The sequence below is a fragment of the Neobacillus niacini genome (assembly GCF_036961885.1).
Classification (GTDB): Bacteria; Bacillota; Bacilli; order Bacillales; family Cytobacillaceae; genus Neobacillus; species Neobacillus niacini_H.
This window is the reverse complement of the sequence record NZ_JBALNQ010000001.1, coordinates 14,539-28,773: the sequence shown is the minus strand read 5'-3', so window position 1 is coordinate 28,773 and position 14,235 is coordinate 14,539. Positions and strand designations below refer to the sequence as shown.

Annotated in this window: 14 protein-coding genes; 3 read left to right on the top strand and 11 right to left on the bottom strand. The window is 37.8% G+C overall.

The window, feature by feature from the left end:
- Window positions 1–242: 242 nt before the first annotated feature.
- The 5 genes from lpdA to V7124_RS00140 all read right to left on the bottom strand — a co-directional run bounded on the left by lpdA (window position 243) and on the right by V7124_RS00140 (window position 6,173).
- Window positions 243–1,658, bottom strand: a complete 1,416-nt coding sequence (lpdA, locus tag V7124_RS00160) for a dihydrolipoyl dehydrogenase (protein ID WP_335484909.1) — start codon at window positions 1,656–1,658, stop codon at window positions 243–245.
- A gap of 3 nt (window positions 1,659–1,661) precedes the next feature.
- Window positions 1,662–2,990: a dihydrolipoamide acetyltransferase family protein gene (locus V7124_RS00155; RefSeq protein WP_335485189.1), complete on the bottom strand. Its 1,329-nt coding sequence runs from the start codon at window positions 2,988–2,990 to the stop codon at window positions 1,662–1,664.
- Window positions 2,991–3,071: 81 nt separating this feature from the next.
- Window positions 3,072–4,049, bottom strand: a complete 978-nt coding sequence (locus tag V7124_RS00150) for an alpha-ketoacid dehydrogenase subunit beta (protein WP_335410356.1) — start codon at window positions 4,047–4,049, stop codon at window positions 3,072–3,074.
- Between the two features lie 3 nt (window positions 4,050–4,052).
- On the bottom strand, window positions 4,053–5,168 hold the full coding sequence (gene pdhA / locus V7124_RS00145; RefSeq protein WP_335410358.1) for a pyruvate dehydrogenase (acetyl-transferring) E1 component subunit alpha: 1,116 nt from the start codon (window positions 5,166–5,168) through the stop codon (window positions 4,053–4,055).
- 336 nt (window positions 5,169–5,504) lie between these two features.
- Window positions 5,505–6,173 carry a YkyA family protein gene (locus V7124_RS00140; protein ID WP_335484906.1) on the bottom strand — a complete coding sequence of 223 codons (669 nt, stop codon included), beginning with the start codon at window positions 6,171–6,173 and terminating at the stop codon, window positions 5,505–5,507.
- Between the two features lie 184 nt (window positions 6,174–6,357).
- On the opposite strand from V7124_RS00140, the gene def reads away from it, so the two are divergent.
- Window positions 6,358–6,912, top strand: coding sequence for a peptide deformylase (def, locus tag V7124_RS00135; protein ID WP_335410361.1), 555 nt, complete (start codon window positions 6,358–6,360; stop codon window positions 6,910–6,912).
- A gap of 41 nt (window positions 6,913–6,953) precedes the next feature.
- Here def and V7124_RS00130 read toward each other — a convergent pair whose 3' ends face one another.
- Window positions 6,954–7,724, bottom strand: a complete 771-nt coding sequence (locus V7124_RS00130) for a Cof-type HAD-IIB family hydrolase (protein ID WP_335484905.1) — start codon at window positions 7,722–7,724, stop codon at window positions 6,954–6,956.
- A 522-nt stretch (window positions 7,725–8,246) separates the two neighbouring features.
- Here V7124_RS00130 and V7124_RS00125 point away from each other — a divergent pair.
- Complete coding sequence (locus V7124_RS00125) at window positions 8,247–8,456, top strand: DNA-dependent RNA polymerase subunit epsilon (protein ID WP_335410365.1); 210 nt, start codon at window positions 8,247–8,249, stop codon at window positions 8,454–8,456.
- Between the two features lie 3 nt (window positions 8,457–8,459).
- A complete protein-coding gene (rnjA, locus tag V7124_RS00120) occupies window positions 8,460–10,127 on the top strand; it encodes a ribonuclease J1 (RefSeq protein WP_335410367.1) in 1,668 nt (555 codons plus the stop codon).
- Between the two features lie 36 nt (window positions 10,128–10,163).
- On the opposite strand, the gene V7124_RS00115 is transcribed toward rnjA, so the two are convergent.
- The 5 genes from V7124_RS00115 to V7124_RS00095 all read right to left on the bottom strand — a co-directional run bounded on the left by V7124_RS00115 (window position 10,164) and on the right by V7124_RS00095 (window position 14,200).
- Window positions 10,164–10,823, bottom strand: coding sequence for a potassium channel family protein (locus V7124_RS00115; protein ID WP_335410368.1), 660 nt, complete (start codon window positions 10,821–10,823; stop codon window positions 10,164–10,166).
- Window positions 10,824–10,895: 72 nt separating this feature from the next.
- The gene (locus V7124_RS00110; RefSeq protein WP_335484901.1) at window positions 10,896–11,804 is read right to left on the bottom strand and encodes a DUF4349 domain-containing protein; all 909 of its coding nucleotides are present in this window, start codon (window positions 11,802–11,804) and stop codon (window positions 10,896–10,898) included.
- A 110-nt stretch (window positions 11,805–11,914) separates the two neighbouring features.
- A complete protein-coding gene (locus V7124_RS00105; RefSeq protein ID WP_335410639.1) occupies window positions 11,915–12,370 on the bottom strand; it encodes a TlpA family protein disulfide reductase in 456 nt (151 codons plus the stop codon).
- A 55-nt stretch (window positions 12,371–12,425) separates the two neighbouring features.
- Window positions 12,426–12,974, bottom strand: coding sequence for a peroxiredoxin (locus V7124_RS00100; protein WP_335410371.1), 549 nt, complete (start codon window positions 12,972–12,974; stop codon window positions 12,426–12,428).
- 104 nt (window positions 12,975–13,078) lie between these two features.
- A complete protein-coding gene (locus V7124_RS00095; RefSeq protein WP_335484899.1) occupies window positions 13,079–14,200 on the bottom strand; it encodes an N-acetyldiaminopimelate deacetylase in 1,122 nt (373 codons plus the stop codon).
- Window positions 14,201–14,235 lie beyond the last annotated feature (35 nt).

Below are 14,235 nucleotides of genomic sequence, written 5' to 3'. Positions count from 1 at the left end.
GTCTCCCCTGTCCCGTCCTCCTGCAGGACATTGAATTACATCCTTGAGTTTGCCCACGCACGAAGAAAATGCGATAGCATTTTCGAGGAGTCTCGTGCCTTCCGCACAAATCAACAATGTTATAAAATCATTTAACCATTTAACAAAGCCTTTCTTAAATATATGTATGAAATTAGTAGATATATATATTTTTCGATAAAAAAAAAGTCCTTTCCATTTAATAAACGGAAAGGACTTTTTTATTATTTTAATACATGTATTGGAGTTCCTAGGGCTACTTCAGCAGCTTCCATTGTGATTTCTCCTAATGTTGGATGAGCATGGATCGTTAACGCTAAGTCTTCGACTGTCATCCCTGCTTCAATTGCTAATCCTAACTCAGCAATCATATCTGATGCACTTGCACCGGCAATTTGTGCACCGATCAAGACACCATCTTCTTTACGTGATACTAATTTAACAAAGCCATCTGCACTATCTAGAGATAATGCTCGTCCATTCGCAGCAAATGGGAATTTTGAACCTATAACGTCCATTCCTTCTGCTTTTGCCTGTACTTCCGTATACCCTACGCTGGCAAGTTCAGGATCAGAGAATACTACTGCAGGGATACCTAAGTAGTCAATGACAGCATTATGACCTGCAATCGCCTCTGCAGCGATTTTAGCTTCGTAAGATGCTTTATGAGCTAATTGAGGACCTGCAACAACATCACCGATTGCATAAATATTCGAGACATTTGTTCTGCATTGATTGTCAATTTCTATCAATCCGCGGTCTGTTACCTTCACACCAATTTGGTCAAGGCCCATTTCGTCCGTATTCGGACGGCGTCCAACCATTACAAAAACATAGTCTGCTTCGATTTTCTTTTCTTCACCTTTTACTTCAAAGGTTACAACAACACCATTTTCAGTTTCTTCTACACCTTTAGCCATTGCCTTTGTATAGAATTCTGCGCCTTTTTTCTTCATAGTCTTTTTAACAAGGGCAGCCATTTGCTTTTCAAAGACACCAAGACCTAAAATCTCATCGGCACCTTCTAAGATAGTTACTTGAGTACCAAAGTTAGCATAGGCACCACCAAGCTCTATTCCAATAACACCGCCGCCAATAACTATCACTTTTTCTGGAACTTCTTGTAGATTCAATGCACCTGTTGAATTTAGTACTCGTTTTGAATATTTAAAAGTTGGAAGCTCAATTGGACGAGAACCTGTTGCGATAATGGCATTTTTAAAGTTGTATGTTTGGGCAGAATTTTCACCAATCACACGTAATGAATTACCATCGACAAAGTATGCTTCTCCACGTACAATCTCAACTTTATTTCCCTTTAATAAACCCTCAACACCACCAGTTAGCTTTTTCACGATTCCAGCTTTAAATTCTTGAACCTTTGAAAAATCAACTGTTACATTTTCAGCTTTAATTCCGAATGAATCGGAGTGTTTCGCTACTTCGTAACGGTGACCAGCAGCAATGACTGCTTTTGAGGGAATACAACCTACGTTTAAACAAACTCCGCCAATATATTCCTTTTCAACAATTGTAACTTTTTGTCCTAATTGTGCTGCACGAATTGCAGCTACGTAACCGCCAGGACCAGCACCAATGACTATAGTATCGGTCTCAATTGGAAAATCTCCTACTACCATTTATTACGCCTCCATTAACAATAGTTCTGGATCGTTCAATAATCGCTTAATATGATTTAATGCATTTTGAGCTGTAGCTCCATCGATCATTCTGTGGTCAAAGCTTAATGATAATGCTAAGACTGGAGCAGCAACGATTTCACCATCACGAACGATTGGTTTTTCTGCAATTCTACCTACACCAAGAATAGCTACTTCAGGGTGATTGATTACTGGTGTAAACCATTGACCGCCAGCAGAACCGATATTTGAAATCGTGCAAGAAGCACCCTTCATTTCATTAGGAGCAAGCTTTCCGTCACGTGCTTTTCCAGCTAATTCATTAATTTCATTAGAAATTGCAAACACTGACTTGCGGTCGGCGTCTTTAACAACTGGTACTAACAATCCTTTTTCAGTATCAGCGGCAATTCCAATATTATAGTAATGCTTATGAATAATTTCACTAGTTGCATCATCAAGTGAGGTATTAAGTGCAGGGTACTCACGTAATGCACTTGTTAATGCTTTTACGATATATGGTAAGAATGTTAGCTTAATGCCTTTAGCTGCAGCCACTTCTTTGAATTTTTTACGATGCGTAACAAGTTTTGTTACATCGACTTCATCCATAAGGGTTACGTGTGGAGCAGTATGTTTAGAATTCACCATTGCCTTAGCAATTGCTTTACGGATACCACTCATTTTCTCGCGAGTTTCAGGATATTCACCTTGTGGAATTGGAGCGGCTTTTGGTGCTGCTGCCTCCGCCTGTGCAGCTGCTGCAGGAGTTTCAGCCACTTGCGCTGCCGCTGCAGGTGCTCCGCCACTTAAGAATGTGTCAATATCAGCTTTGACGATGCGTCCATTTTTACCAGATCCAGGTACTTGAGTAATTACCACACCTTTATCACGCGCATATTTACGAACAGATGGCATTGCAATAATTTTGCGATTAGGGTCTACTTCCACTTGTCCTTGTGGTTGTGTTACTCCGATACCATATGCTGGTGGTGCTGGTGGTGGCGTAGTTTCTTGAGCCGTAGCTGCTGCTGGTGCTGCCGCTGGTTGTTCTTCCTGCTTTGGTGCTTCTTCAGCGTGCTCGTCACCCTTAAATTGTAAGTTTTCATATCCTGGAGCATCAAAGGTTACTAAAACTTGACCAACTGTTGCTACAGTTCCTTCGGCAACTTTTACTTCAAGAACAGTTCCCTCAACAGGAGAAGGTATTTCAACTACTGCTTTATCATTTTGAATTTCGCAAAGGATATCATCTTCTTGGACTTTATCACCTGGCTTTATGAACCATTTAACAATCTCGCCTTCATGAATACCTTCACCGATGTCAGGCATTTTAAATTGGAATGTGGTTGCTGTTGCGCTCACTGGGATTCATCCTCCTATTTTAAATAGATTTTACTTTTCCCTTAGTTATTAGAACGTTAATACTTTTTTCGCTGTTTCAATTATGTCTTTGTAATTTGGAAGCCAAACTGCTTCAGCTTGTGGGAAAGCAAAAATAGTATCTGGCGCTGTTACACGAAGTACAGGTGCCTCTAAATTTAAAATAGCACGGTCGTTAATTTCAGCAACAACGTTTGCTGCAATTCCAGCTTGCTTTTGTGCTTCTTGGACTACAATGGCTCGACCTGTTTTCTCAACAGAAGCAATGATCGTTTCAATATCAATTGGACTTACAGTACGCAAGTCAATAACTTCTGCAGAGAAACCTTCCTTCTCTAATTCTTCAGCAGCTTTTAATGATTCATGAACCATTGCACCATAAGTAATGATGGAAATATCAGTTCCTTCACGTTTTACATCAGCCTTACCAAGTGGAATCGTGTATTCACCTTCAGGGACTTCTTGACGGAAAGAACGGTATAATTTCATGTGTTCTAAGAAAATAACTGGATCATTATCACGAATTGAAGCGATAAGAAGACCTTTTGCATCATAAGGAGTTGATGGGATAACAACCTTCACTCCAGGCTGTTGAGCCATAAGACCTTCTAAGCTGTCTGCATGCATATCTGGTGTATGTACGCCGCCGCCAAATGGTGAACGAAACGTAATAGGTGCATTAAATTTACCGCCAGTACGATACCGAAGACGTGCAGCTTGACCAGAAATAGAATCCATTACTTCATAAACAAATCCGAAGAATTGGATTTCTGGAACAGGACGAAAACCTTGTAAGCTCAGTCCCACCGCTAAACCGCCAATTCCTGATTCAGCTAGAGGTGTATCAAATACACGATCTTCACCGAATTCTTTTTGTAGACCTTCTGTTGCACGGAATACGCCGCCATTAACGCCTACATCTTCACCAAAAACTAAAACATTGGGATCATTTTTCAATTCTACACGCATCGCGTCAGTAATTGCTTGAATCATTGTCATCTGAGCCATGGCTTACTTCGACTCCTTTGCAGTATAAATTTCATATTGTTCTTTTAAGTTGAAAGGCATTTCTTCATACATGATAGAAATTAAATCCGTTACCTTTTGTTTAGGAGCTCCATCAGCTTTTTTGATTGCCTCTTTGATATCTTCTTTTGCTTGTTCAATTACTTCATTTTCTTTTTCTTCACTCCAAATTCCTTTCTTTTCAAGGAATTTACGGAAACGTACAAGTGGATCTTTCTTTTCCCACTCATTATCAAGCTCTGCTGTCCGATAACGCGTTGGGTCATCTCCAGCCATTGTATGTGGTCCATATCTGTAAGTTAGTGTTTCGATGAATGTTGGTCCCTCACCGTTAATCGCACGTTCGCGTGCCTCATGAGTAGCTGCATACACAGCTAATGGATCCATACCATCGACTTGGATACCAGGGATACCTGCTGCTACTGCTTTTTGAGCTAGTGTTTTCGCAGCTGTTTGCTTATCAACAGGAGTTGAAATCGCAAAACGGTTATTTTGAGCAATAAAAATGGCTGGAGCTTTGTATGCACCTGCAAAGTTCATTCCTTCATAGAAATCACCTTGTGATGTTCCACCGTCACCTGTATATGTAATAGCAACAGCTTTTACGCCACGTTTTTTAAAGCCTAGTGCAACACCAGCAGTTTGAACATACTGAGCACCAATAATGATTTGAGGGATTGCCACATTGACTCCGTCAGGAATCTGACCGCCTGCCAAATGACCTCTGGACCATAAAAATGCTTGGTATAAAGGCAAGCCATGCCACACAATTTGCGGAACATCACGATATCCAGGTAAGATAAAATCTTCTTTTTCTAGAGCAAACTGAGAAGCCAGCTGTGATGCTTCTTGTCCTGCAGTTGGTGCATAAAATCCAAGTCTTCCTTGGCGGTTTAATGAAATGGAACGCTGGTCTAAAATACGTGTATAAACCATACGGCGCATTAATTCCTGGAGCTGTTCATCGCTTAAGTTAGGCATTGCTGCTTCATTAACAACTTCGCCTTCTTCATTTAAAATTTGAAGCGTAGTAAACTGATCTTCTACTACTTCAAGTACTTTCTTAGCATCGACCTGAGCATTCTGGGTTTTAGAAGCCATTCGTCACATCTTCCTTTCTTTCATTACAATAATGTAAAAATAATTCCACTCATATTAGATTACCCTAAATCTAAAACAACATTTATGATTAATATTAAATTAACCAGTTAGTACTGTACTATTATTTTTCGGAAAATTAATGGTACAATATTTATTTCCATTATGAGTGTACATCATCTAAATTAACTCGTCAAATACTCTGCTTGATTATTTTACACCATGTAAATGTTATTAACTTTAATTTTTTTCTTAACTTCTGTACCACTAACATCTTATTACTGTTACACTAAAATGTTTTCGTGCTATAAAAAAAAATCGACCATTTTAGCCGATTTTTCACTCATCGTTTTTTAGATTTAGCCCTGCCTCTTTATAAAACTCTAGTTTTTTCTCATTATATTGTGCAGTGTAATCATTAAATTCTTCATTTTTCTCGAATACCTTTTGATAAGTATTATTTAGTTTAGTAACTTGTTCTTCCAGCTTGTCGTAAGATACACTTTCATTTTTTAACATTATATACAAATCTTTATCACTATCTAAGGCCATTAAATATTCTTTAGAAAGCTGACTATGTACTTTATATCGATCGGTCATTATCATGAATAGTTCTTCTGCCTTTTTCTTTTGTGCTGAAATCGTTATTTCATTCTTTATTTCTTTTGCTTTCTTAAATTCGGTTTTTGAAGCGTTGATGCTTTCAATTTCTTTTTGTAAAAGCTCACGTCTTTTTTCGATTATCGAAAGTGCTTCGTCGGAAAGCTTAACAATCTCATCATGCTGTTTCATTCCTAGTGCCATAATCTGATTATATATATCCTTTTCTTGCTTTTCTAATGATACAAGTGGCTTTTGCTGCTCCTCAAACTCTCTTTCTGCTTCCACAACGTCTTCTAACACTTGATACATTTTTTCAGCCGCAGGTTCTTTGTTAATGCAGCCTGATAATAAGATCATACCTGCAAAAACGGAAAAAATAATTCGTTTAAAACTAAAAATTGACAAGTGGCAACCCCCTTACTGACTACAATTCTTACTATATCTATACTTTTTATTTTTGACAATAACCATTAAGAGATTAATCGGCGACATCTTTATGATTGGTATACTTACAATTAACATTTGAGGAATTGTCTGATAAACTAATGAATATCAATATTTAGTTTTATAAACAGGAGTGAATGGAATCATGTTAATGATGGATGATATCATTCGAGACGGCCATCCTACACTAAGAAAAGTAGCATTAGAAGTATCAATGCCGCCATCGGAAGAGGAAGTAGAAATCCTTAAAAGTCTTTTAGAATATGTAAAAAACAGCCAAAACCCTGAGCTTTCTTCGCAATTAGGATTAAGACCTGGGATCGGTTTAGCTGCACCACAAATAAATGTTTCCAAACGGATGATTGCTGTTCATCTTCATGATGACAAGGGAAATCTATACAGCTATGCTTTGTATAATCCGAAAATCGTCAGCCATTCTGTCGAAAAGGCTTACTTAGTTTCAGGCGAAGGGTGCCTTTCTGTCGATGTAGAGTTTCCTGGGTATGTTGAAAGATTTGCCCGAATTACAGTAAAAGGGGTTTCACTTGAGGGTGAGGAAGTTAAACTCCGTTTAAAAGGCCTTCCAGCGATTTGTTTTCAACATGAAATTGACCATCTAAATGGAATTATGTTTTATGATCACATCAATAAACAGGACCCATTTAAACCAATTGAAGGGGCAATCGCCATTGAAAGATAACAGAAGAGCAAGAGCCCAACTGCTCTTGCTCTTCGATCTGTTTAAATAAGTCCTAGTTCCTTTAATCCATTCCATATCCCATCTTTAGAGACATCAGTCGTCACTAAATTTGCCAAAGCTTTAGCCTCTGGGACTCCGTTCCCCATTGCAACACCCGTCCCGACAGCTTTAAGCATTTCTAAATCATTTAAACCATCACCAAATGCATAAACATCTTTCAACTCAAAACCCAGCCTGTCGATCATCTTCTTAATCCCTTCAGCTTTAGAACCACCTTTAGGTAATATATCAACTGAATAGGGATGCCATCTTATAAAATCAAATTCAGGGAAATTTTCAAAATAAAACTTTTCCTCGTCTTCCTTACAGAAAAGCAGGGATTGATAAATTTCTTTCTGGACATAAAATGATTTATCTTCTTCCGGATGAGGAAATAAAAGACTGCCCATGCTTGTTTCAATATATGGATGGTATTTTGTTGTGGCCTTCATGGTTAATTCATTCATAAAAACCAATGGATGTTCATTAGCGTTTGTTTCTTGAAGGAAACTTTCTAGCTTTAACTCATTTAGAGGATTTCTATAGATCGCTTCATTTTCAAATACCACGTATTGACCGTTAAAACTAACATATGAATCAATATCTAGTTCTTTTTTTAAGTTAGTAAACATAAAAGGTGCCCTTCCAGTCGCAATCGCTACAAACACACCATTTTCTTTTAATAATTGGATTGCCTTTTTTGCACTGCTCGGGAGTTTTTTCTCATGGTCCAGCAATGTTCCATCTATATCAAAAAAAACAATTTTCTTCATATATTTTTAACTCCTCTTTGCTTTAATAATAAAATTAGCATGTTTATAAATTCCCTCTTATAAACACTAATAATTACAAGACTAATTGTCAATTTATTAAACTTTCACAATTCTTCCATCTTTAACCATGAAAGAATTCTTGTCTTTACCATATAATATTAGTATAAAATAAAAAAAATCTTTCATATTCTAACCTCGCTTGCTTTACATTGGACAAGGATCGTTTAAAATAGGAAGTAAGGAGATGATCCACTATGTTAAAGAAGCTGAGAAAGAAGCTCTTAAAACAGTGGAAAGAATTACTCAGAAAAAAAACAATTGCTTAACAACACCTTTTTCGAGCCCTTCAAACTTGCGAAGGGCTCCTTCCTTATTGTAAATTGATAATCAGTGCATTTATTTACATATTTTTTCTAAAGGTCTATGTGTTTACTTTTTAGGTAAAGAGTGAATTTAAATGAAAAAAATGTAATTATTTTATATAATAGAAAAAGTCATGATCGATTAAGGAGCGAATTTATTATGGTATTTAAAGTTTACTTTCAAGAAAACAGTAAAGAAGTCCCTGTAAGAGAGAATACAAAAGTTCTCTATGTGGAAGGAGAATCGGTTAGGGACGTCAGAAAAAAAATTGCGGCACGGGGATTTAACGTTGAATTAGTACAAGCGGTAACAGGAGCATTTTTAGAATACGAAAAACTAAATGAAGATTATAATGTATTGGAGATTTGATATATGAAATTTGTAAAAAATGATCAAACTGCTGTTTTTGCTTTAGGCGGTTTGGGGGAAATTGGTAAAAATACTTATGCAGTACAATTTCAGGATGAAATCATTCTGATAGATGCTGGAATTAAATTTCCAGAGGACGAGCTATTAGGAATTGATTATGTAATTCCAGATTACACTTATTTAGTAAAAAATGAAGATAAAATAAAAGGATTATTTATTACACATGGACATGAGGACCATATTGGCGGAATCCCTTATTTACTTCGTGAAATAAATATTCCTATCTACGGTGGTAAGCTTGCATTAGGCCTAATTAAAAATAAGTTAGAAGAACATGGTCTCTTACGAACTGCAAAGCTTATTCCTATCCAAGAAGACGATGTTATTAAATTCCGTAAAACGTCAGTTACTTTTTTCCGAACAACCCACAGTATTCCAGATTCATACGGTATTGTCGTAAAGACGCCTCCAGGGCAAATTGTCCATACAGGCGACTTCAAATTTGACTTCACCCCAGTTGGTGAACCTGCTAATTTAACCAAGATGGCAGAAATCGGTAAAGAAGGCGTTTTATGTTTACTTTCCGATAGTACAAACAGTGAAATTCCAGAGTTTACAATGTCAGAGCGACTTGTCGGTGAAAGCATTGATGATATTTTCCGTAAAGTTTCGGGCCGCTTGATTTTCGCAACCTTTGCATCCAATATTTACAGACTGCAACAAGTTGTTGAGGCTGCCGTTGCCAATGGGAGAAAAGTAGCCGTTTTTGGCCGCAGTATGGAATCCGCAATAAATATCGGTCAAGAACTCGGCTATATAAATGCACCTAAAGAAACGTTTATCGAATCCAATCAAATTAACCGACTCCCTGCAGATAAAGTCACGATTCTATGTACTGGAAGCCAAGGTGAAGCTATGGCTGCCTTATCTAGAATTGCGAATGGGACTCATAGACAAATTCAGATTATTCCTGGGGATACGGTCGTATTTTCATCATCACCAATCCCTGGAAACACAATTAGTGTTAACAGAACGATTAACTTGTTATTCAGGGCGGGTGCTGAAGTTATTCATGGAAAACTCAGTAACATTCACACATCTGGACATGGTGGTCAAGAAGAACAAAAACTTATGTTACGCCTAATCAAACCCAAATTCTTTATGCCGATTCACGGAGAATATAGAATGCAAAGAATGCATTCCAAGCTTGCAGTTGATTGCGGTGTGGAAGAAAGTAATTGTTTCATCATGGACAATGGTGAAGTCTTAGCTCTTTCAGATAACAGTGCGCAAGTGGCAGGCAAGATCCCTTCTGGATCTGTCTATATTGATGGCAGTGGTATTGGCGATATCGGGAATATTGTTTTACGAGACAGGAGAATCCTGTCTGAGGAAGGATTAGTCGTTGTAGTGGTAAGCATTAACATGAAGGAATTCAAAATCGCCTCAGGTCCAGATCTTATTTCCAGAGGGTTTGTTTATATGCGAGAGTCAGGGGATTTAATTAACGACGCTCAAAACCTAATTACGAAGCACCTAAATAAAGTCATGGAACGCAAAACAAGTCAGTGGTCAGAAATTAAAAATGAAATTACTGATACGTTAGCACCATTCCTATACGAGAAAACAAAACGCAGACCAATGATTTTACCAATTATAATGGAAGTTTAGAAAAAAGGAAGCGCCCCATTCGGAGCGCTTCCTTTTTTAACTCATTACTTTTCGTTCAAATCTGTCGATATCATCGTCTGTGCCAATAACGATTAATACATCATTGACAAGAATATCTTCATTTGCTTTTGGTGAAACGATGATATCCATTCCTCTTTTAATCGCTACAATATTTAGACCATATTTTTTTCGAATGTCTAAATCAATAATGGTATGACCGCTTATTTTGCTGTTTGCGACGATTTCAACAATACTATGTTCATCAGATAGTTCAAGATAATCTAAAACGCTGCTTGAGGCCATATTATGAGCGATTCTTCTTCCCATATCTCTTTCTGGGTGAACCACTTTATCGGCACCAATTTTCACAAGAACTTTTTCATGATAATCATTTTGAGCCTTAACCGTAATATGATTTACTCCAAGCTCCTTTAAAATTAACGTAGTTAAAATACTCGATTGTATATCATCACCTATTGCGACAATTACATGATCAAAGTTTCGAATGCCAAGACTCTTTAGCACTGCCTCATCGGTGGTATCGCCAACAGCAGCATGAGAGGCAATCATCGCAAAGGAATTTACCCTTTCTTCGTTTTTATCAATTGCCAGTACCTCAAAACCTTCATCAGAAAGAGTTCTGCAAATACTCCCGCCAAAACGGCCTAAACCTATTACTGCAAAATTTTTCTTCACTAAAACTCCCCCAGCAAAAAATCAATTAACTATTTTCATTTTAGCATATCCAATATATTTGAATATACCAATTTACTCGTTCCGATTTCTCCTCGACTTTTTCTTTATATAAAAGTAAATGCTTACTACAGCAACTGCTAGGATTATTAATATTGGTAAATTACCTAGTAGAAAGACTACCAGTCCTGAAATGCCAGCTAGGAGCATATTTGTGCTTTTCATAAATTGTTTCTTCGTCTTGTCCCAGGTATTAAGATCGCCATCCTCAAGGTCAGGTACAATGACTTTATTTTCATAAAGAGAGATGTGTACGGTTGACAGAGTGGTTTGATTTTCTAAAAACTTCATTCTCCCTAAAATCGTTTCGATTTCCTCTTGAACTTTAGCAAGATCTGCTGAAATCTTTAAAAGATCCTCTGTCTTTTCTGCTGATTGCATGAAGGTAGTTAACCGCTCTTCAACTACTCTTCTCGATTTTAGTTTCGAGTCAAGGTCAACATATTCTTCGGTCACATCTGTACCAGTGATCCGTCTCTGTAAAACCTCTGCGGCCTGCCCCTCTGCGTCACGTAAAAAAGCTTGAAAACTCTTTTGAGGAACCCGAACTGTAATACTGCCACTTACTTGTTCAACACCATCCTTAGAGATATTAGACTCCGAGATATAGCCACCATATTTTGTTACATGGTCTTCGATGGATTGTAAAGTTTGTTCAAACTTCTTCACCCTCAACTGTAAATCCGCTTGATAGATGACCATTTGATTAGGGACTTCGATATCCATTGGGGGAGCTTCCCCTTGTTTTGCATTGTTATCAAATGATATTTCTGATTTATTCGGCATATCAGCCTTGCCTGAATACATTTCTCCACTACTACTATCACTACTAATCTTTGCTTCTTCACTTTTACTGCTTGAACTACAGGCAGCGAGGAAGAGCACCATCATGATCAAAATAAATAAACCCAGTAGTTTTTTCATATAACGGCCCCCTTTATGTCTTATTAATACCGACGATAAAAAACTTACTTGGTTACAAAAAAGCAAAAAAGACTGCTCGTCAAAGCGAACAGTCCTTTTTGCTGTAAAGATTATTCCGTTTTTTCTAATTCATCCAATACACGATTGACTCTTTTTTCGAGCATTTTCATGCCGCTTCCACCTGCTTGAAAATGGCGAAGTTTTCCCTCACGATCGAATACATAGTAAGCAGGAACATATTGATTTTCAAAGGCCTCAGCTAATTTATGTTCACTATCAACAAAAATTGGCTGATTAATTCCATGTTCTGCGGCAACCTGTTTTATTTGATCGAGGTTTAAGTCCTCCTCCGACCTGGGCATATGCACAGCTACCACATTTAATTTATCTTTATATTGGTCACGGAATTCGTTCACTTGCGGCATTGCTTCTTTACATAAGTGGCAGCTGACTGACCAGAAATGGACAAGCGTAGGTTTTTCACCTACTAAGTCACCCTTCGTCACTTCTCCATTTAACCATTCAACAGCACCAGTTAATTCTGGCATTGGCTCACGTAATTTCATGACATATCCCCTTTCTTTAAAAAGACCTAACACCATTTGTTAGGTCTCCTAAGAATTAAACATTCAATGTAGCTTGACCTGGCTTCCAATTAGCCGGACAAAGTCCGCCTGTTTGTAGTGCTTGAAGTACACGTAATGTTTCATCTACATCACGGCCGATATTATTGTGGTTAACTACAGAATACATTAACTCACCTTCTGGGCTGATAATAAACAAACCACGAAGTGCCACCCCTTCTTCTTCAATTAAAACGCCGTAATCACGGGCAACAACGTGGTTAGTATCTGCTGCTAGCGGATAGTTAAGTTCACCTAGACCATTGTTCTTACGGTCAGTATTAATCCAAGCAAGGTGTGTATGAATGGTGTCAGTAGAAGCACCGATAACAACTGCATCTAAATCATCAAATTCTTCAAAACGATCTGAAACTGCGGTAATTTCTGTTGGACAAACGAAAGTAAAGTCCATTGGATAGAAGAATAAAACAGTCCATTTGTCATTTTTCATGTTTTCTTCAAGACTTACTTTCCCAAATTCTTTGTTAGGTAATACTGCATCCATTTCAAATCTAGGTGCTTGCTTAGCTACCATACGTTCTGGCATATCTAAATCCCTCCAAATAATTAATAATAGTCCCTTAATTGGTTTGCCCTTTTTATATCAAGAATAAACGACGATTATGTAACAATCTTTTCTATTCTAAAAATTCATCGATTACCTTGATAGCTGATGTAACTAGTGAGAATGTTGATAGCAACGTCAATTGCCTCTTCCTTTGGGTCTAACTTCGAATGGTGAAGTCCATATGTCGAATCCACTCCTAGCCAAAACATTAAGCCTGGTATTTCCTTCAGCATATATCCGAAATCTTCACCAGTCATTGCTTCCTTGCATTCGATCACTTCAACCGTAGTTTGAGTCTTCATGTATTGTATGAAATCTCTGGTAATTTCCTCGTTATTGTATACCTGGTGGTACATTGAGCCGTAGTCAATTACCGCCTCACACTCAAAGCCGGTCTCAATCCCTTTTACCACAGCGTTAATGCGATGTTTAACTTTATCCATAGACTCGTCAGAAAGTGTTCGAATCGTCCCCTCGAGTCTAGCCCTTTCTGCAATTATGTTCTGAACCGTCCCGCTTGTTATTTTACCAATGGTGATGACAGCACTATCTAATGGATTTACATTACGAGAAATAATGGTTTGGAGCTGTCCAACGAGTGAACAGGCAGCAATCACCATATCATTTGTTAAATGCGGGTAGGCTGCATGTCCACCCTTTCCCCTTAAGTCGATAAATAGTTCTGATGTATTCGCAAATAATAACCCTTCTTTAAGTGCAATCGTTCCCACAGGGTATTCTGGCGCGATGTGTAAGGCAAAGATAACATCAGGCTTCCATTCCTGCATAATGTCGGACTTTAGCATTGGTTCAGCACCGCCTGGACCCTCTTCTGCAGGTTGAAATATAAACAAAAGGTCATCGGCAATAGGATTATTCACATAATGTGTTAATACGCCAAGAGCAATACTCATATGAAAGTCATGTCCACATGCATGCATTTGTTCATTATGAAGTGAAGAAAACTCCAATCCAGTTTCCTCATCGATTGGAAGACCATCAATATCTGCTCGATAGCCAATTGTTTTCATAGGATTTAAACCCTGAACTTTGACAAAAAGTCCAGTCTTCCATTTTCTAATGGAAATTCGCTCTTGTGATAAGGTTTCTATGTACGATAATAAATAAGCTTGAGTTTTAAATTCTTTAAATCCTAATTCAGGGATAAGATGAAGGTCGCGTCGTATTTTAACAAAAGGATTCATTCTATCACTCCTTAATCCTAGAAAGAAAGCGTGGA

Coding starts and splice junctions, on each gene's coding strand:
- rnjA (WP_335410367.1), top strand. CDS start 8,460: ATGAAATTTGTAAAAAATGATCAAACTGCTGTTTTTGCTTTAGGCGGT.
- V7124_RS00105 (WP_335410639.1), bottom strand. CDS start 12,370: ATGAAATTACGTGAGCCAATGCCAGAATTAACTGGTGCTGTTGAATGG.
- V7124_RS00125 (WP_335410365.1), top strand. CDS start 8,247: ATGGTATTTAAAGTTTACTTTCAAGAAAACAGTAAAGAAGTCCCTGTA.
- V7124_RS00155 (WP_335485189.1), bottom strand. CDS start 2,990: ATGCCTGACATCGGTGAAGGTATTCATGAAGGCGAGATTGTTAAATGG.
- V7124_RS00095 (WP_335484899.1), bottom strand. CDS start 14,200: ATGAATCCTTTTGTTAAAATACGACGCGACCTTCATCTTATCCCTGAA.
- V7124_RS00150 (WP_335410356.1), bottom strand. CDS start 4,049: ATGGCTCAGATGACAATGATTCAAGCAATTACTGACGCGATGCGTGTA.
- pdhA (WP_335410358.1), bottom strand. CDS start 5,168: ATGGCTTCTAAAACCCAGAATGCTCAGGTCGATGCTAAGAAAGTACTT.
- V7124_RS00110 (WP_335484901.1), bottom strand. CDS start 11,804: ATGAAAAAACTACTGGGTTTATTTATTTTGATCATGATGGTGCTCTTC.
- V7124_RS00100 (WP_335410371.1), bottom strand. CDS start 12,974: ATGCCAGAACGTATGGTAGCTAAGCAAGCACCTAGATTTGAAATGGAT.
- V7124_RS00130 (WP_335484905.1), bottom strand. CDS start 7,724: ATGAAGAAAATTGTTTTTTTTGATATAGATGGAACATTGCTGGACCAT.
- lpdA (WP_335484909.1), bottom strand. CDS start 1,658: ATGGTAGTAGGAGATTTTCCAATTGAGACCGATACTATAGTCATTGGT.
- def (WP_335410361.1), top strand. CDS start 6,358: ATGTTAATGATGGATGATATCATTCGAGACGGCCATCCTACACTAAGA.